The organism is Paenibacillus sp. Marseille-Q7038, from assembly GCF_965111595.1.
Map to the genome: position 1 here is coordinate 1639409 of NZ_CBCOOM010000001.1, position 19441 is coordinate 1658849.

The following is a 19441-nucleotide window of genomic DNA, read 5'->3' on the forward strand; positions in this document are numbered from 1 at the left end:
CCTTGATAAAAAAAAGCGCTGCAGGGTTTCCTGCAACGCTTGATTTCGGTATTTCTTTTATATTATGAGAAGAAAATTAAGATTTTGTGTAATTCAGAGAAGAATCAAGGACGCGAAGCGAACGCTTTAACTGCATAATGTCTTCATATACAGCAGGGAATTCAGGCAATGCAGGCATGTCCATAACTGGTTTTTTGTTATGTTCAATAGATTCCGCAAGCACGGCAAAACCATGTTGATACTTCTCAATTCGTTCACTTGAAACATGATTAATATGGTCATGATTACGAGATGCAGCTAATAACATGTAGCCAAGATGTAAACTATCTCCTATAGCAGGCCATAAAATGGTGGTTCGTGCATTTCTTCTCATCGATTCAGCAAAAGCATTATCATAGACGAGTCGGAGCTGTATGAGCGCATCTTGAAGCTTTTCTTCGATTGATTTTTTTACCTCGTTACTTTCACAGTTTAAAATGGCAGTTAACAGTTCACCTTCTCTATGTACCGCCTCTTTAAATACGGAAGGTAATCTTTTCGAAGCCGTTTTCCTCCATAACCAGGTAATGCCGACCATGGCTACCGCACTTCCTATGATAATATCAATGACCCGCGCAGAAATGAAATATTGGCTTGTCAATTCTGGTTGTAAAGTGGAGCCGATTAACAAAGTACTAGGTGTAATAAAGATAACAGCTAACGAATAATTCCGACCATAGATTAGCTCCACAACAAACTGCAGACAGGCTAATATTAAAGGAACCGCCAAGTATTGAGGATGCAGCCATAATAAGATTGCACCTACGATAATTCCGATGATGGTACCCACAGAACGCTGTATACCTCTATGTAGGCTACCCACATACGTCGCCCCGCCCATAACCGATGCACTAGATAAAGGCACCCAATAAGAGCGGTCGAAATGGAATCCATATGCAATCGCTGCTGAAATCAGAAGTATAATTCCATATCGAAGCGCAATAAAAGGAGCATTGGATCCCGATTTAAACACATTTTTTAATAATACGTAAAATCCTACTTTTGTTTTGTAGTCCTTAGGATTTGTTTTAAAATCAATTGCATTGGTCGAGTTTATCTCATAAGCGATTTTAATGTGATAATACAGGTTTTTTATTGAATGATTTAATTCGCCATCAAACGAAGGCACTATAAATCCGGATTCCTTTTCTTTTCCGAGCAACTGGTTACCTATGATTTGTAAAGAATGGCTGAGTTGTTCCTCTACTTCATGTTTTGGCATTAGGGAGATATCAAGTATGGAAAGAAAAATTTCTCTTGCCTGTGTATTGAGAGCTCTTAATTTTTCTGTGTATTGTTTGTCTCTCCGTCCGAACCATTTCGAATTTATTAATGTACGATCAGCCTGTTGCATGAGAGAAGCCGTTTGGTGCTGAAGATCCGTAAACTGTGCGGTCCCCACAGCAGATAGAAGATTTGCCAGACTTAAATATACCGCAGAAGTTGCCTTGCTCTCCGTACGGTGTGGCTTCAAAACAACCCCAGCCATACCTACAATCCAAGCAAACATTCCCCCAAGAAATAGAATGAGACTATTTTGCAAAATTACATTCAGATTCGCTGTCATAGAGGTACCTACTGCATACGCAAGCACAAAGAACATCCCGCTCGGTCCAGTGATCTGAAAAAGAGTAAACATAAGGGTAGATACCCCCCCTACGATACCGAACATAAGCACCGTTAACATTGTGTTGTAAGAGCATAATGCTCCCAGCGCGAAGGAAGCTGCTAACCCAAGAGCAATCCAAAATAATCGAACAGCACGCTGTGCATAGGTCTCATTAGATACATATAAAAAAGTGAATCCTCCTATAGAAGCCAAGATTCCTAAGGCAGGATTCCCCATTAATACTCCGAGCAGGGACGGTGTTCCGACACTAATTGCAGAGCCTACTCCTCTAAACCAGTTCAAAGGAATCGGCTTTATTTGAAAAGCCTCTTTGTACATTGTTTTCTTTGGGAACGTGTGTTTAGCACGCCGTCTAGAGCTATAAGAATTCTGATTATTCATGTTGTGTACCTCGATTCAAAACTAAGTATCCATATCGTTTATTGCATTTTTCTCAATCTGTTGAAGCACTTTAGTAAAGATCGTTAATTCTTCATTTGATATTCCTTCTAGAACTTGTTCGAATAGGTGTTCCAAATGTACATAAACTTCATTTCTTAGTTCTGTTCCTTTTTCAGTAATAAATATGAAGTAGGAACGCCGATCTGTGTGATTCGTTTTGCGAATAATGAATTGACCTCGTTCCAATATATCTAAGATCTTCGCCAACGTTGCGGGATCTTTGTCTGCGATGGAGGCCAGCTCTTTTTGTTTAATACCATCATTTTCATACACTCTTTTTAATACCGTCCACTGTTCCGGTGTAATGGAATACCTTTTAAGATGACCTGTTAGAAAACGAAGGAGCGATCTACTGGTTTTCGTAATGGAGTAACCGTAAATTTCTTCTGTGCTGAGATTCATCTGTAACCTCCCCTTCTAATTCGTATGTATACAAATAATATGTATGCTAATTAATTATAGTTAAAATATTAATAAAATTCAATCCTTCTTCAAAAAGACTAATAGCCCCCTTGATCCTTCAAGGGAGCTATTAGTTGTAAATCGAAGTAATCAACCTTCATTACCTACGTTTTATTCAGTTTGACGCCGCTGATCGGGCCCTATTCCCTGCTTCCATGCGCTTTCTGAAAGCCAAAACCAAGATCATAGCGATGATGGAAAGAAGCGTACAAATCGTAAACATCGTCGAGTACGAGCTGCCTTGCACAACAAGTCCCATTACGAGTCCGCCCAGAGAGAAGCCCAAATCATACGAGGACATGAAAATGCCCATAAGCACATATCTAGATTCAGCTGGAAGCACAAAAGACAAATAGGTAGTTAATGTGGGGTAGAGAAATGCCAAGGCAAAACCGCTGAGTACCGCAGAAAGATAAACCAGCACTCCTATCATTTCCATTAGCGCAAGCAGCCCGGTTCCCAGTGCAGCACATAACAGCAGACCCGCCATCAGCCAGGTGTTCCAGCTGCCGTCTGAAGGGATTTTTTTACGTAGAATGAATCTGCATAGAATCACAATGAGCCCCTGAATTGTTAAATAGACTCCCGCACTCGCTTCCCCGGTCGAAACCATATAGAGCGGTAAAAAGGTCGCGGTTGCCCCAAATACACACGAGGCAAACAACATGACAACACTACTTATTAACAGCGGTGTACTATGCCAGATACCACCGAATGAACGCATCATATCTCTCAGCGTATATGATTTGTTCTGCACCGTAGTCTGTGGCAAATCCACCTTGTGTCCAATCATAAGCGGGAAAATCGCTAGCCCAATCATCAGCACAGTAAACCAGATGTTGTTCGCATTTTCCCAGATTTGAATAGCAAGTATGGGGATGACCAGAGAAGGAACCATTGTAAACAAAGTATACATCGATAGACCTTGTGCCCGGTCTTTATCCTCTAGCTTTTCTACAATCCCTGCCTGCATTGTCATGGAGAAAAACGCAGTAGCCACACCCTGCAGTGCTCGCAACCAAAAATACGTGTCTACTCCAGAGATGACAAACAAAAGCAGCGTTGAAGCATGTAAAATTAGCAGCCATTTCATTACACGAAGCGGCCCATACTTCCCTAGAAGCCCTGCCGCAAACGGTCTTAAAAGCATACATGTAAACATATATGCCCCCATCATCAGACCAATTTCAGCCTGATTTAATCCAGCAGCCTCACTCCGTAAGGGTAGAATAATAGTCAGCGCTGAGTTCGCAGCGAAAAACAAAAAAGCCAACATATAAAATCGGATAAAAGAAAAAGATACCGGATTTAATTTTCCATTGGTCGTTACAGAAGAATCCAAAACATCGTCCCCACTTTCTTCGTCTAGCAGTCAATCCAAAGATGTAGATATAACTTGTTTTCGTTATGTAAGTTCATAAATATAGTCAATCGTCCTACGCTAGAATAGCATAAATCGTCTACATAAATGAATAGATGGAGAAGTCAACAGCGGGACCATTCTTACCATCATCATAAAATGCCTATGATTACTAAACAAAAAAAGCCGCTGATCATGTAAACATGTCAACGACTTTAATCGTTTTTTTATAATATTCGTTCAGCTAAACAAACTCTGAAGCTCCTCTACTTCAAGACGGGTTACTGGTTGATAAGCTGGACTTTTTACATATTGGATGAAGCTATATAATAGCTGCCTTCCCTCTATTGTAGTCATCAGACGCTCATGATGAAGTGCACCCATTAGAACTTTTCCATTCAAAACACGGCATTCCATCAGTAGACCAAGTTTATGGTTTCGCTCAAAATTATCAATGGTTTGAACCAGAGGATTCAAGTCTTTTTCCAAGTGATCTAGAATGATGGATGATGACTGAGAGACAATACTCCACCACGGATAAGTCGAATACTCGTCTGTTGCAAAGTGCTTGAATATAGGATGGTCTTTTTGTATGAGTAAACCCATCGTTCCCACAGGAACCTCTTTGTTCATACTCTCCGAGATAGAGCGAAACATCGGATAGGACCAAAAATCTGTACAATAGAACCCTTGAATAGCATTTTGAATGTGATTAGGTGAAGGGAAAAGCATAATATCTTCTCCTCGCTCAAGCAGTTCCAAAGCTTCCTCTGAAATTTCGGTAAACAGATGCACCCCTTGCCACTCTACTTTCAGCCCATTCGGGTAAATCCAAAGATCATAGGTCTTATAAATATCTGTATTCGGAATAGACAATCGCAGGGTTACTTTCGTCATGGTCGAGACATCCGGCATAGGAATGCTAAGATCGGTAAGAACCCTATAATTCTCATCATGTCCTGAAGGTATTTTTGTAATACCGTCCGCTAAGTTGTTACCTTCGCATTGCAACTCCCATTGAAGATGAAGTCCATCTAACTCCTTTTTCCTAAAGTAACTCAGCTCAATTCGTGCCTCGAAGATTTCGCCAGATTCATAGTTATATTTTGGGAACCTTGCTAAAAGAACGGCGTCAGAACAGAATGATCTCCACTCTTCAGGTGTAATCATTCCCTTTGAATCCATAAACGCATCTAGTATGCCTACTAAAGCAGTTCCCTGACCGCTAAAATCCTGGAGATCAAGCAGTTGGAACCCCGCAAGGCGTTTAGAACGAAAAGCCGCTTCCAGCTCTTCTTTGTAACATGCTACTGCCAGTTTACCGGAAGCAGTGAAATACTTAGCCGCTAGATGTCCCAAACCCTTGGCTTCTAAACGTTCGCGAAAGACCTCGAAATTCTTCGCTTTTAATGAACCTGTATACTTATGAATCTCATCAAAATTAGGGAACGTCGCGTACTGCCCTATTTCATGTGAAATGACAGGTACACGGGAAACGAGCTGCTCACTTCCAGCTTCAGCGGTAACGGTTTTGAAACCTGTGCCATATTGAATCTGAATTTCTTGCCCTTCCATTTCAGCGGAATCGTCTGAAGTGCTATTTTGCTCTGGAAAAATATTTGAGTCATAGTCTTTCCATGTGTTTGGCAAGTCCGTCTGCACATGTCCAAGGGGGGCATCACACATCGCATACGAACCTCTGAACAAGCGATCTGTAGAAAACCGTACTCCGCAAAAAAATTCACTTTCAGTTAGAATGTCCGGAGCAAACTGAAAGTTATTGGACCCTTCTGTATATAGATGACGGCTGTCATACTCTTTATAAGCTTTTAAAATCGAATTCAGTTGGTCTTTGCTTCCCCACAGTTCATTCCCCATGGACATCATCACAAACGAGGGATGGTTTCCAAAAGCCTGCAGCATTGCATATCCCTCACTAATCAAGTAGTCCTGCTCAGCTTTATTATGTGAATCAGAGGATTCATCTGTAATCGTTCCCCAAAATGGAAGCTCAGGCTCCATATAAATTCCGAGCAGGTCCGCGGCAATAAATGCAGCTTCCGGAGGACAGCAAGTGTGAAAGCGGTAGTGATTGATCCCATAGGATTTAGAGATCCCAAGAATACGAAGCCATTCGTTGACATCCGTTGGTGCATAACCGGTAAGGGGAAAAATCAATCCATCATGCTTACCTCGCAAAAATGTTTTATGACCATTGATTGAAAACTTGTCTCCATCCGCTTTGAACTCCCGTAATCCTGTGATCATTTCTTCCGAATCGAGAGTTTGTCCATTGGAATCTTGTAGAGAAATATGGAGTTTGTACACATTAGGTTCATCGTCACTCCATAACAATGCGTCTTCACCTAGCTCATATGTAAAATGCAAATGGTTGGAATCGGCAAGGAAGATTTGCTCTTTTGGCGTATGAATGGGACTCGTATTAAGGGTGTGAGACGATACAACGGCACGAAGATCCTGACAGTCACCTACAAGTTCAGCTTTGATATCTAATGAGCGGTGAGTAAGGTTGGGGTATGCCTGAACATTTTTCAGAAATACACGTTCGAAGAATTGAAGTTCCATTTTCCCGGTGATCCCGTTCCAGTTGGTCTGCGTATCTTCAGATGTAAGGTGTCCACCCTTTGTTGGATAGTTGGTATTGTCGACCCGAATCGTAATCTGGTGTGTTCCAGCCGTCAGGCCTGCTGCAATTTCGTAACGGTGAGGTGTATTAAAGCTGTTTTGAGTCCCTTTTAGGACTCCATCAATCCAGAGAGTTGTCACTCTTGTTCTTTCCAGATGCAGATAACAAAGTTTACCTGCCAAATGATCAGGAATATTGATTTCTCTTGAAAACCAAGCATAACCTTCAAAGGAATACTCGTCAGTCAACGAACCCACTAAAACAGCATCATTTTTCCTTCCTTTTTTCGCGTGAGAGGTTGTATTAGGCAAGGAAATAACATCTGTGTAAACGAGTCCGGCTTCTGACTTTTGTTCATCCAGTTGTAAATCCCAGTTCCCCTCCAAATTAATTTTAGTAAGCATAGTGTGGTCTCCTTTTAAAGTTGATTTCATTTATAGTAGTCGGCCATCGTTTATGTAATCGCTTTCTAATTTAGGTGACAAATTGTAAAATCCTATCTATATTATAAACTCATCTCACTTATAAAGCTTACTTTATTTAGGAGTTCATCATCCTAATAGATTGGTTTCCGCCAAACCATCCACCATCCCTCGTTAAGGGTTCTATAGACTCCATTAAATCTTGATGTGAACAGAAATAAAGCACCCTCTTAAGAATTCTTAAGAGGGTGCTCCATTTTATCATGTTCTAGTTTAGATGGTACCGATTTATAAGTATCAAAATTGTATTCCGCTACTTTATCCGCTTGTTCAATGTAAAGCTTGTTACCTTTCAAAAGAATCTTTTTTTGCCATACTCATATGGTGGCTCCCCCGGTACTTTCCATTTATATTCGCGGCTACCCTTCAATTCAGAAATTATTAGAGTTATCAGTAAAAAAAAGCCGCCATCAGCGACTAGATTAATGTATGTATTTTGAAATAAAAGATTATAAGGATTGTACGAATTAAATGAAAGATCATTTCATATCTAATTCTAATGTTATCCTCAATTATTTCCATTCCCTCTTCTTTTGGAAATAAACATCAAATATTCTCATCTGGTGTTTTTATGATGGGTATATCTTTTCTAATTCAGTCACTAATCACGCATTATTTCTACATTCGTCACCCTATCTTTTTCGTCAAAATCAAAGACAAGCCACTCACTATCAATAGAAATGAATCCACGCTCGTTGCCAAGATAATACACCGACCGATTAGGTGCTTGGAAATAGGCGGTTTCCGTTTCTTTGCCAAGTATAGATTCTAACGATAATGCATCCATACCAACAAAATCGTATTCTGCTAACAGGTCATCTACCATCCAAATGCGATTCTCCGGCTCAGCTACCCAATGAACCATCGTAAAATGAGATTTCTGCTCATGTATCCCTAATTGATACACAGCACCCACGAAAATAGTAACACATATTGCTAATGCTACATGGGTGCCCCAACGAGCTGCTTTCCGATTAACCATATATAACGCAATCAATAAGATAAAAGGCAGTACTATACCGGTTATACTGAGTATATTAAAGCTGCTATGCATTAATTGAATCCAACCATAATAACCGAAGAATAAGACAATGAATAAAAACACATACACTCTCCACATCATTTTCACAGCGAAGCCCACCTTTTTAAGATTAGATCTTTGAGCGAGAAAGTATAAGTAAGATGATTATACCATCGCAAACCTTTTATTATAAAAATAGCGCTTATGGTCTTCTTATATAGAATGAAAGAATTCTAATGTTCGAAGACCACAAACGCATATTCTGCTCAATGCTCATACAGCGATGAACATCAACCTTTTTTCAAAGATTCTTTCACTGGTTCTTGTACTGGTTCTCTTACGGGTTCTTTCAAAGGCTCTGCAGGATTCTCCTCTTTTTGCACTTTTGCCTGCTGCTCAAGTACACTCGCTTCTTCGGATTCTTGTGCTGCCTGTGCTTTTCTAACCTTATGAAGCACTTCCTTCCCTGGAAGGAAATGCTGTGTTCTTATGTAGCGGATTGTTTTGGTTTTGACTCTCATGACAATCGAATGTGTCTCCGCTCTATCATCAGCAAGATATCTCACGCCGCCGAGGATTTCACCAGGTGTAACCCCAGTAGCCGCAAAAATGACATCTTCCTTACCGATCATGTCCTCCATTGTAAGCACTCGATAAGGATCTGTAATTCCCATCTTCAAGCAGCGCTGAAATGCATCCGCATTGGCAGGCATGAGTCTTCCTTGGATTTCTCCTCCAAGACAAGATAACGCAGCTGCGGCAAGAACTCCCTCAGGTGCTCCTCCTGAACCCACATAGATATCGATGCCTGCTTCGGGAAATGCAGGTGCCATGGCTCCTGCCACATCACCGTCACTCAAAAATTTAATTCGCACGCCCACCTTCCGCAGTGTCTTAATAATGCTTTCATGACGATCGCGATCCAAGATCATAACGGTTAGATCGGAAATATTCTTGTTTAACTCTGCAGCGGCTTTGCGAATGGTCACATCAATAGGATCCTCAATGCTCACTTTCCCTACTAATGCTGGACCAACAGCGAGCTTTTCCATGTACATATCGGGCGCATGAAGCAGATTTCCTTTATTCGCAACGGCAATAACGGAGAGTGCGTTGTTAAGCCCCTTCGCAACAATTTCCGTTCCTTCCAGGGGATCGACAGCAACGTCCACTTCAGGTCCCTCACTGTTCCCAACCTCTTCACCAATGTAAAGCATGGGCGCTTCGTCCATTTCACCTTCTCCAATAACTACGGTTCCTTTAATAGATACAGAATCGAACATGGCGCGCATCGCCAAAGTCGCTGCCTCATCCGCACTGTTCTTATCACCTCTGCCCATCCAAGGAGCTGAAGCCAATGCTGCTAGTTCTGTTACCCTAACGATCTCAAGCGCCAATTCACGTTCCACTTATCTACACACCCTTTCACCCGTTTGAGACTTATGATAATAGAAGTAGAATTATAAATCTACCAATTAGATCCTTATTTTGTATTTAAATGGATGAATATTAGATGAATATTTCTTCATACTCTCTCGTGAAAATAGTTACACTTCAGCAAATCATGCATGTCTGGCAAATATTTCTGATTATAAACTGCTTACTCTTTAAGTTAGTTGTTTAATAATAGTTAGTTAGTCTAACTTATTAATTATTTTTGGAGGTTACTATGTATACAGAATTGGAAGGCAAAACAGTCATCATTACAGGTGCATCTACAGGGTTAGGAAAAGCGATGGCACTTCGATTTGGCCGAGAGAAAGCGAATGTGGTCATTAATTATCACAGCAAAGAAGAAAACGTGAAAGAGATTATTCAAGAGATTGCCCAAAATGGAGGTCGTGCGATCAGTCAAAAGGGCGATGTTTCTAAAGAAGAGGATATAAAAGCACTTATTCAGAGCGCACATGAAAGTTTTGGATCGGTTGATATTTGGATCAATAATGCGGGAATTGAGAATGAAGTTCCTTCCGAAGAAATGACACTGGAGAACTGGAAAGAAGTAATTGATGTAAATCTAACCGGTGCATTTTTAGGATGTCGTGAAGCGATCAGTTACATGCTCGAACATAAAATCAAAGGAAAAATAATTAACATATCTAGTGTTCACGAGCAAATACCATGGCCTCACTTCGTCCATTACGCAACTAGCAAAGGCGGTGTTAAATTAATGACCGAAACGCTAGCCCTAGAATTTGCACCTAAAGGCATCCGAATTAATAATATCGCGCCAGGTGCTATAGAAACCCCCATCAATGCGGTGAAGTTCGCAGATCCAAAATCGAGAGTCGCTGTTCAAGATCTGATACCGATAGGTTATATTGGGAAACCGGAAGAAATCGCATCCGTGGCGACTTGGCTGGCATCGAATGAATCTAGTTATGTGACCGGTACTACCATTTTTGCTGATGGAGGAATGACGAAGTACCCTTCCTTCCAAGGCGGCAACGGTTAAGTTAACGTAGATGGATTCCATTTTGACGCACATCATTCACATGAAAAACTCTATTGAATAGATAGACATATAAATAAATATTCCTTCGGATTGTTATTTATAGGAGTGACGTTTGCTCATAACAGTTGGAAGGTTACAGAGGGGTACATTTAATAACTAATTTCAGTTATTATGTAGCCCTCTTTTATTCTATCTTTGTTGATCCTACTTACAACTATTGTAATTAAAAGTATTCAAAAGAGAAACGAAGCCCTCTAAGGGCTTCTATATAATCTGAGAAGTATGGTATGATCGTTACATAAGGAGAGGATTTTATGCGTAAAAAGAAAACTTGGATCATCCTTCTAACTTGCCTCGTTGTGCTTTTCTTCGGAGGAAAGTGGGCATATAATACCGTAATTCATACGGTCATGAATCAAATATCAGCAGAACTTGCTAAGCCGGAAGTAGAACAAGCAATTAATCAATTAAAAGAACAGTATTTAACAGGTGACTCCCAAAATATAAAAAACGATTTAAAAGATATAGCAAATGAAGCCAAAGAGATAACTAAAGATGATATAACAAAAGATACTAATAACGATACAACAAAAAAAGGTGCTAAAGAAAACTCAGTTGAGTCCTCGAATAAAGAGGATGCGGCGTTTAAAAGTCAAGATGAGGCTTTAAAATTTGTTGTCAGCCGAGTATCCGTATCCGATATAAAATACGTTAAAGAGATTGCTTCTGAAGGGTTGACCGAAGAAAACAAAGAGAAACTACAGAAAATGGCGTTTGAGAATTTCACAGTTGAAGAAATTGAGGCTGTACTCGAAGCGTTACAATAGAGGTTCATACTTTCATTAATATAAAAATACGAAATGATACCAAGTCAAGATTAAAATGAACAGATAAAAAGCAACCACACCTTAATTGAACTGCACCCCAAATGTTAGACATCAACTAACATTGGAGGTGCAGTTTTTATATGGCTAAGTTTAGTTCAGATGAAAAATTACAAGCAGTTATGCGCTATCAAAATGGATCGGAAGGTATAAAATCGATTGCGAGATCTATAGGGATCCATCATTCCGTTTTATTAAATTGGATTAAACAATATGAGCACCATGGTGAAGAGGTTTTTAAAAAGCGCTATACACCGTATTCCTTACAGGATAAACTAGACGTACTTAATTATATGAACGAATTCGGGACGTCTGCTAGAGAAACGGCGACAATATTTAATATTGCGAGTCATAGTACCATTTTAAGCTGGCAAGAGAGCTTAGAATTACATGGAATAGACGCCCTAAGACCAAAGAAAAAGGGGCGTACACCCGTGAAAAAAGAATCGATCAAACAAAAGAATCAACCGTTAGTAGAAGGGTCTGTAGAGGCCTTACAGGCAGAAGTGGAACGTTTACGAATGGAAAATGAGTATTTAAAAAAGTTAAATGCCTTAGTTCAAAACAAGAAAAAATCACCAAGGAAGACAAAGTAAAGGTCATCTATGAATTAAGGCATAAATACTCGGTGAAGGCGCTTGTGGCATTCGCCGCTATTCCACGAAGCACGTATTACGATGTAGTGAAGAAGCTAGATCGTCCAGATCCAGATGCTGATTTAAAGGCTGAAATCAAAGCGATTTACGAGGAACATGAAGGTCGATATGGCTATCGTCGCATTCGAGATGAACTAGCCAATCGTGGGCAAAAAGTGAATCATAAGAAAGTGCAACGTATCATGAAAGAATTAGGGTTAAAAAGCGTAGTTCGCATGAAAAAATATAAGTCGTACAAAGGAACAGTGGGCAAAATTGCACCAAATATTCTAAACCGTAACTTTACGGCAGAAGCTCCGAACGAAAAGTGGGTTACAGATATTACAGAATTTAAATTATTTGGTGAGAAGCTTTATTTATCACCTGTATTAGACTTGTTTAACGGTGAAATCATTTCCTACACAATTGGCTCTAGACCAACGTATTCACTCGTTTCTGAGATGCTAGAAAAAGCATTAGAATGTTTACCAGAGGATCACAAGTTAATGATGCATTCAGATCAAGGCTGGCATTATCAAATGAAATCATATCGCGAAGTTCTTCGAAAGAGAGGGATCACACAAAGTATGTCGCGTAAAGGTAACTGCTATGATAACTCAGTAATGGAGAATTTCTTTGGGATTATAAAGTCGGAACTCCTTTACTTAAAGGAATTTGAGAGTGTAGAACATTTTAAATTAGAACTAGAAAAATATATGAACTACTACAACACAAAACGATTGAAGGCAAAATTAAAAACGAGTCCGGTACAGTACCGAACTCGTTTTACCCAAGCACCTAATGAAATAACCGTGTCTAACATTTAGGGGTCACTTCAAATAAAGTGGTTGCTTTTTACGTTTACTTTTGTAGCTTTTATAAAATATTCAATGTTACCGAACGGGTCTCATTACTACATATTCACGATCCAAAGGGTTATTGTCTGAGAATAAATCCGGATTCTCTTCGAGCATTTCCGTGATGATACTGGCAACCTTAGCCGCATCACAAACCCTAACAACCGCATCTCCAAGCCGTCCTTTATACATCGCACCGTTATTCTCAAGAACCTCATCTACTTTCCAAAAATGCTCCGACCACGATAACCCACAATGTCTGCGGGACGGCACAGGGATTTCGGTTCCATCGGGTAAAACCGTGTAAAGCATCTCATGGGCATCTGTTAATCTGCCCGGTATGTCCACCCACTCTTCCACACCATGAATAAAGGTATTACGTTTTAAATCGACTCCAACTAATAATATCGTCGCCTTTCGGTCGAGCAATTTCCCCCAGGCGGAACCTCTAGCACACGGAGTATCAAAACGATGATCATCCTTAGTGAATTCTATAGCATCCTGACCCAATGCTGCCACCGAATGAGTGGGATGTAATGAACGCACGACATCCGGCCGTTTACGAAAAAGTTCAGGCAGAATTCCGACGCAGGAAGGTGACTGTTCAACGTTAAATCTTGGGTTTCCTCCATTTATGTAAGACCAAGTGTGGGTAGGCAACACCAACAGACCGTCCTTCATATACTCTGTAAACGCATCCAAAACTGTGTCCGCATCGCCCTTGACTTGCCCGATACTTTTCATCGAAGAATGTATTAACAACGTGCCTTTCCTATCCATGTTCAGCTGTTCTAATTGTTCCATCAAACTTTCTACCGTGTACATGTTTATCCCCCTCCCTGTGGGTCATTATATCAAACTTGCAGTACCGCGGTAATCTTTACTTAGGACACATAACCGAATCCCAGGATCGTAAATCGCTTATTTTCCTGTTTATCATCCATTCTAATCTCCACCGTATGCTCGCCAGTGTCCTGTTCATCGTATAGTAAAATGGCATTACAGCGGGTCCAATTCACTTTATGGGGATCTGCTGTCCTCACCCGTTTCCCATTAACCCATATACTTGCACTCCCAAAATCAGCACTTCCCGTGTCCTTAAAAATCATGATGAGTCGTTTGCTCCGTATGGTCATTTTAAAATAGTGTTTGTCTGCTTGGCCCCCGTGCATCCAGTTATTAGGGAATTGCAATGTACTAAACGAGTGATCATCCATCTCGGCCTGTTGTAGATCAGTATCCATCTCTTGAAAACCACCCTCATCAATTACAGCAATAAGGTCACCATTCAGGCGATCCAGCAACTTGATGTCTACAAAATCATTTCCAATGAGTGGTAGCTTCTCATTTGTATAATCATCTTTATCAGGGGCAGATCGGTCGACCTCTTCAAATAACTTTCCTAGACAATCGCTCATGATCTTATGCCCTGCATTCGTTGGGTGATAAATATCGTGGAAAAACTGCTTTTTAGAAATAACCTTTCCTTGTTCCTCCGTCCATTGAAACTGATCTACTACGGCATCCTTCACACTGACCATAGGCAGATGATAATGCCAACCGACAGGAGCAAGCCGATCTTGAAGATTCCAATCACTCTCAAACACACTGAATAATAAGATTACCGCTGGCTTGTTCTCTGCACCAAGTGCTTTGAGCACAAGACTCTCGTAACAATTCCCTTTTGTCTCATCGTCAAGGTCATTAACAGCAAACTCTACGATTACGATATCCGTCTCGGCCGTACCATCTCGTAGGACATCACGGTCATAACGGACAATTCCCAGCTCTGAGGGTGTGCCGCCCACTCCTGCTTTAATCAAGCGAATGAAACTTCCATCTTCTCTAGCAAACATACGCTTAAATAGATCATATGTCTGGTATACATAACAATTTAGATGAAGCGGTTCAGCCCCTGCTCCGTGAGTGATTGAACCCCCAATGAAAGCCACCGTGACAGGCTCGCCACGTTTTGCTTTATCAATCGCCTTTTTTAATCTGTATGTATTGCCTTTGCTTAAAAGCGACTTATCTATCATATTACGATAAGCCTGTGATTCGAAATCAATCGTAGATTCTTTCCGAAGAGACAGGAACTTGATGCGGATCGCGTGGTGCTGTCGGACCATGGGCTTCATTTACCGATCCCGGTGTAGGGTTACGCATGGATCATCATCCTTTCGGGTGCATCTTGATAAGAAAGCTTCTGAGTAACCATAAAAGTTCTTCCGTATGCCCATTTTTTACGTTCACCGCATCATTGTAGCTCTTATTTTCAGTTACATCTACCTGTCAATCATGGTTTGAATGATAAATCTACTACACACCCATAATTAGACAGGTTGTTGTCTTCTCTTGCATGATTGTAAACTCCTTTTGTAAACGTATACAACATTTGATTATCTAATTTCTTTGTACTCCAAAATGACGTCACTGGATAATCACAGAATGGAGGTGATCCTACTTATTCAAGTAGCTTAGTCATACTTACTGCCAAACGCAAAAATATGAAGGAGTTGACTGATTAATGCAGAGGAGAACAATGATCTGGACAGTAAAATACTTACTCGTGGTAACTCTTATGATCCCGTTATTACTGAATGGACAAGTGGCTAATGGATGGGAAGGTGTGCCTGCATCTAAGCTTCATGTTAGTGGGAACCAGCTGGTAAACAGCAGTGGCCAAGCGGTTTTATTAAATGGATGGCATCAACCAGGGGGCTCATACTGGACTTACCAGGGTAGTAAATACTATTTGGATCGTAACGGTGGCAATCGTCATGCGGCGATTTTAGACTATTTAAAGGATATCACGAATACATTTACCGACACTTCTCCGAAATATGGAAACAGTCATGGATGGTATATGAACCAGGTCCGCTTATTTATCGACAAGGAGGATATGGGTGACGTTGCAGCAGGCACATACAATTTTGCTGGTGCACAAGCATTTACGCAAAATGTCCTTATCCCTTATATCGTATACGCTAAGACTAGAGGCATTTATGTAACGATTGGACTCGATTTCACACTGAAAGACAATCAAGCAACCACGCAAGCAAATCTCGATAAATTCAATCAAATCTGGGGCTACCTCGCCTCTGAGCCAAAGATTAAGAGCGCAGATAATGTGATGTTTGAGCTAGTTAATGAACCCGTTCTGTCATATGCTAATGGAAAATGGGGAGGGCATCCCAGTCAAGCTGATTTTGTAGCACACTGGGGCGCACTTAACGATTTTCAAAATTCGATGATCTCGACAATCCGAAGCAAAGGTGCAGACAATGTGATATGGGCAGCAGGCTTAGGCTGGGATCAGTACTATCAGCTGTGTGCATCCCACCCACTAACTGATCCACTGAACAACATTGGGTATTCTGTCCATTGGTATCCAGGCTACGGTGCCAAAGATGACTATACAACCTTGCAGCAACAATGGGAAACCAACATTAAGCCTTGTGCTGATAAATATCCCATTAACATCACAGAGACGACTTGGTTTAAAACACTTCCGGGAGACTCTTCCTATTGGGAGTTATTTAATGGTTCAAATGAAGGGTTTGGCAAAAACACAAAAGCAATCTTCACGACTGCAGGAAATGTGAGTATTGCGGTTCATATGAACGGATTTTTGCTTGGGACAGGCGCAAGAAGTACTTTTGCGGACCCAACGGCCGGTTTGTTGTATGACGGGAATACTTCTCGGGATGGCATGGCCCGCTTCATTTTCGAATGGTATTATGAGCGTGCGCAGATGAACCCTTGGAATGGGATCTGGAACGGAATCGCATCCGGCGGCACATATAAACTTGTGAATCGAACTTCCGGTAAAGCCATTGACGTGCCAGGAGGACAAAACACAAATGGACTACAGCTTCAGCAGTGGCCGGATAATAATGCAACGGCACAGCGCTGGGTGGTTCAGGACCTAGGCACTTATAACAACTACTACAAATTCGGAAGTGTAAGTTCATCCGATAATAAAGTCATGGATGTACGAAATGGAACGAAAAGCAACGGGGAAGCGATTCAATTATGGGAAGACTTGGGCAATACCGCACAACAGTTCAGATTAATTAAGCTAAGCAGCGGTTATTGGAGCATCCTTAATATGAACAGCAATAAGGCTGTAGAGGTAGCCGGGTCTTCAACGGCTGACGGAGCGAAGTTGCAGCAAAATCTTTACCGTGGCAATTATAATCAACAATGGCAATTAATTAAGGTGGATTGAGAAATTGATTGAATTGTGAAGTTCACTCATTGGAATAAGCATATAAATACAAAAAAATAACCAGAACTGAACCCAGTTCCGGTTATTTTTCTATTTTACCTAATAGGCTATACTCTTCCATTCAAGAAATAAAAGACCGATGTAACTCACTTATCTTCTTTTCAATATCCAAACTCCATAAGGTTCCATTTGTGTGGCACCCGTCAGTTTGGAACCAGACAGTAGCTCCTCCGCCTCAGCGCCTAGTATAATCCCAGCAGGTTCTCCACTGTAATTGAGAAGGAATACCAGTTCTTCCCCTGCATCTGCACGAATCGCAACTTCTACGGTTGTGGGAGCTTGGCACCATCCATCTAACGGAGATTTCACTGGCAATCGCCCTAGAAGTTCACTTGCTAATGCTAAATCAAAAGCGGCACCCCAATAGTAAACAAGTCCCTTACCTATTCGATTGACGGTCAAAGCCGGTTTCCCATCATAATAGCTTGATGAGTAGTTTGCTAACACTTCTACCGTATCGGATTGGACACGTAAGATGTCGTTGAAGTTTGGAGCCATAACATCAATATCTTGATCTGTAAACTTCACTGATACAGGTGATGCGGTTCCATTTACCATAGTAAAGTCCTCAACATCTATGCCACACATTTCGGCTACTGGGCCTGGAAGCGGCTGCATGCGGCAGTGTCCGAATTCATTCTTATACCCTGTTCGGCAGCCGAATATAACAATTCCGCCACCCTCTGCATATTTCTGTAACATCGCAGCTGTGCTGTCCCGTAGAATTGCCGGATGCGGATAGATTAGCACTTTGTATTTGGACAACTCCGATTGTTGCTCTGCCTCCATCCCCGGACGGATCATCAATATATCAACGGGAATATGTCCGTATTGCAGTGCTTTATACCAACTAAGCTCACTCTGCTTGGTCAAAGGACCATGCCACTGATCCAGCTCCCCGTCCCATTCATTATCATAATCACGAACCAAAGCAACTTCTGCCACATTATGTTTACCTACAATACGTTCTCCAACCTTTTGCAGCTCTTGTCCAATGTGACTTGCTTCCGCTACCCGGCGATTCGGCTGATTGTGATAATCATTGATCCCATGCCAGTAAATTTCTGTACCGAACGTTGCCGTTCTCCAGCGGAAATACAAGATCATGTCAGCTCCATGAGCGATGCTTTGGTAAGTCCATAATCGCATTTGCCCAGGCAATGGAGATGGCATCTCCATTTTATTCACCCAACCCCCAGGTCCAGATTGTTGCTCCATCACGCAAAAGTTTGGTGACATGGATCTGACGTTACTTAAAGACATCCCCCACTTACGGTCGAGTAACGGCTTATCTCCAAGGTCCGGATAAATGGTGCTGAACTGAGGATAGGAGTCATAAGAAAAGAAATCAAGCAGGTCATCCGTCATAAGGTGGCTGTCTAAATGTCCAAACACACCATTTGTTGTCACCCAATGATTAGGTGCTTCGCTTCGGAGTATATCTGCCTGTAATTTTGCAAATGAGATCGTATTATCGGAAATAAACCGTTTTTCATCCAAAGATTGATGCGGATTTGGCGATCCAGATACCGTCGGACGAGTAAGATATACCTGATCCCAACTGCTATAGGTTTGATTCCAGAATACAGCACCCCATGCAGAGTTGAGCTGCTCTAGAGTAGCATATTTTTTCTGCAGCCACTGACGAAATGCAAGATGATCTGCTTCCGAGTAGAAAACATTGATTTCACAGTTGAACTCGTTATCGATCTGCCAGCCGACAATCGCGGGGTGATCTTTATAGTGTTGTGCCATCTTCCTAGTAATTCGTTCACAAAGTTCTAAATAAACGGGACTGCTGTAGTTATAGTGCCTTCTCTGACCATGTTGATATGTAACCCCTTCCATAGATACGTTCAGCACCTCAGGATACTTATGAGTAAGCCATGCGGGAGGCGTAGCTGTCGGGGTTCCCATGATTACTTTTATACCGCTCATTGTTGCTTCTTTTAGGAAATCGTCAAACATCGTAAATTCAAACTTACCTTCCTCTGGTTCAAAAATGGACCAAGCAAATTCTCCAATTCGAATGATGCTAAAGCCCATCTCCTTCATTCTTCTCAGGTCATCTGACCAAAGTGATTTGTCCCATTGTTCTGGATAATAACAAGCACCTAAGTGAAAGCGTTTTAAAGATAAAGTTTTGGTCATGGTACATATCTCCCTCGCTAGAAGTCGTGATGCTAAGATCTGTATTTATATCATTTCTTTACAATACATAGATTACCATATCTAAA

Annotated in this window: 13 protein-coding genes; 4 read left to right on the forward strand and 9 right to left on the reverse strand. The window is 41.2% G+C overall.

Features of this window, described 5'->3' with window-relative positions; translation table 11 throughout:
• Positions 1–76 precede the first annotated feature (76 nt).
• The 6 genes from ACWPWY_RS07965 to glpX all read right to left on the reverse strand — a co-directional run bounded on the left by ACWPWY_RS07965 (position 77) and on the right by glpX (position 9491).
• The gene (locus ACWPWY_RS07965) at positions 77–2050 is read right to left on the reverse strand and encodes an FUSC family protein (protein WP_454191176.1); all 1974 of its coding nucleotides are present in this window, start codon (positions 2048–2050) and stop codon (positions 77–79) included.
• Positions 2051–2071: 21 nt separating this feature from the next.
• Complete coding sequence (locus ACWPWY_RS07970) at positions 2072–2512, reverse strand: MarR family winged helix-turn-helix transcriptional regulator (RefSeq protein ID WP_454191178.1); 441 nt, start codon at positions 2510–2512, stop codon at positions 2072–2074.
• 175 nt (positions 2513–2687) lie between these two features.
• On the reverse strand, positions 2688–3914 hold the full coding sequence (gene cntE / locus ACWPWY_RS07975) for a staphylopine family metallophore export MFS transporter CntE (protein WP_454191179.1): 1227 nt from the start codon (positions 3912–3914) through the stop codon (positions 2688–2690).
• A gap of 258 nt (positions 3915–4172) precedes the next feature.
• Positions 4173–6983 carry a glycoside hydrolase family 2 TIM barrel-domain containing protein gene (locus ACWPWY_RS07980; RefSeq protein ID WP_454191180.1) on the reverse strand — a complete coding sequence of 937 codons (2811 nt, stop codon included), beginning with the start codon at positions 6981–6983 and terminating at the stop codon, positions 4173–4175.
• A gap of 679 nt (positions 6984–7662) precedes the next feature.
• Entirely contained in the window at positions 7663–8190 is a 528-nt protein-coding gene (locus ACWPWY_RS07985) for a hypothetical protein (RefSeq protein ID WP_454191181.1), read from the reverse strand.
• A 182-nt stretch (positions 8191–8372) separates the two neighbouring features.
• Positions 8373–9491, reverse strand: a complete 1119-nt coding sequence (gene glpX / locus ACWPWY_RS07990; RefSeq protein ID WP_454191183.1) for a class II fructose-bisphosphatase — start codon at positions 9489–9491, stop codon at positions 8373–8375.
• 260 nt (positions 9492–9751) lie between these two features.
• On the opposite strand from glpX, the gene ACWPWY_RS07995 reads away from it, so the two are divergent.
• From ACWPWY_RS07995 to ACWPWY_RS08005, 3 genes are all read left to right on the forward strand, one after another.
• The gene (locus ACWPWY_RS07995; protein ID WP_454191185.1) at positions 9752–10537 is read left to right on the forward strand and encodes a glucose-1-dehydrogenase; all 786 of its coding nucleotides are present in this window, start codon (positions 9752–9754) and stop codon (positions 10535–10537) included.
• A 314-nt stretch (positions 10538–10851) separates the two neighbouring features.
• The gene (locus ACWPWY_RS08000) at positions 10852–11364 is read left to right on the forward strand and encodes a hypothetical protein (protein WP_454191186.1); all 513 of its coding nucleotides are present in this window, start codon (positions 10852–10854) and stop codon (positions 11362–11364) included.
• A 140-nt stretch (positions 11365–11504) separates the two neighbouring features.
• A protein-coding gene (locus ACWPWY_RS08005) for an IS3 family transposase (protein WP_454191187.1) occupies positions 11505–12883 on the forward strand; the annotation gives its coding sequence in 2 pieces (ribosomal slippage) (positions 11505–11958 and positions 11958–12883; 1380 coding nt in all).
• A 66-nt stretch (positions 12884–12949) separates the two neighbouring features.
• Here ACWPWY_RS08005 and ACWPWY_RS08010 read toward each other — a convergent pair.
• Entirely contained in the window at positions 12950–13738 is a 789-nt protein-coding gene (locus ACWPWY_RS08010) for an AAC(3) family N-acetyltransferase (protein WP_454191188.1), read from the reverse strand.
• Between the two features lie 59 nt (positions 13739–13797).
• Positions 13798–15051, reverse strand: a complete 1254-nt coding sequence (locus ACWPWY_RS08015; protein ID WP_454191189.1) for an SGNH/GDSL hydrolase family protein — start codon at positions 15049–15051, stop codon at positions 13798–13800.
• 389 nt (positions 15052–15440) lie between these two features.
• On the opposite strand from ACWPWY_RS08015, the gene ACWPWY_RS08020 reads away from it, so the two are divergent.
• A complete protein-coding gene (locus tag ACWPWY_RS08020; RefSeq protein WP_454191190.1) occupies positions 15441–17144 on the forward strand; it encodes an RICIN domain-containing protein in 1704 nt (567 codons plus the stop codon).
• Between the two features lie 150 nt (positions 17145–17294).
• On the opposite strand, the gene ACWPWY_RS08025 is transcribed toward ACWPWY_RS08020, so the two are convergent.
• Complete coding sequence (locus ACWPWY_RS08025; protein WP_454191191.1) at positions 17295–19355, reverse strand: beta-galactosidase; 2061 nt, start codon at positions 19353–19355, stop codon at positions 17295–17297.
• Positions 19356–19441 lie beyond the last annotated feature (86 nt).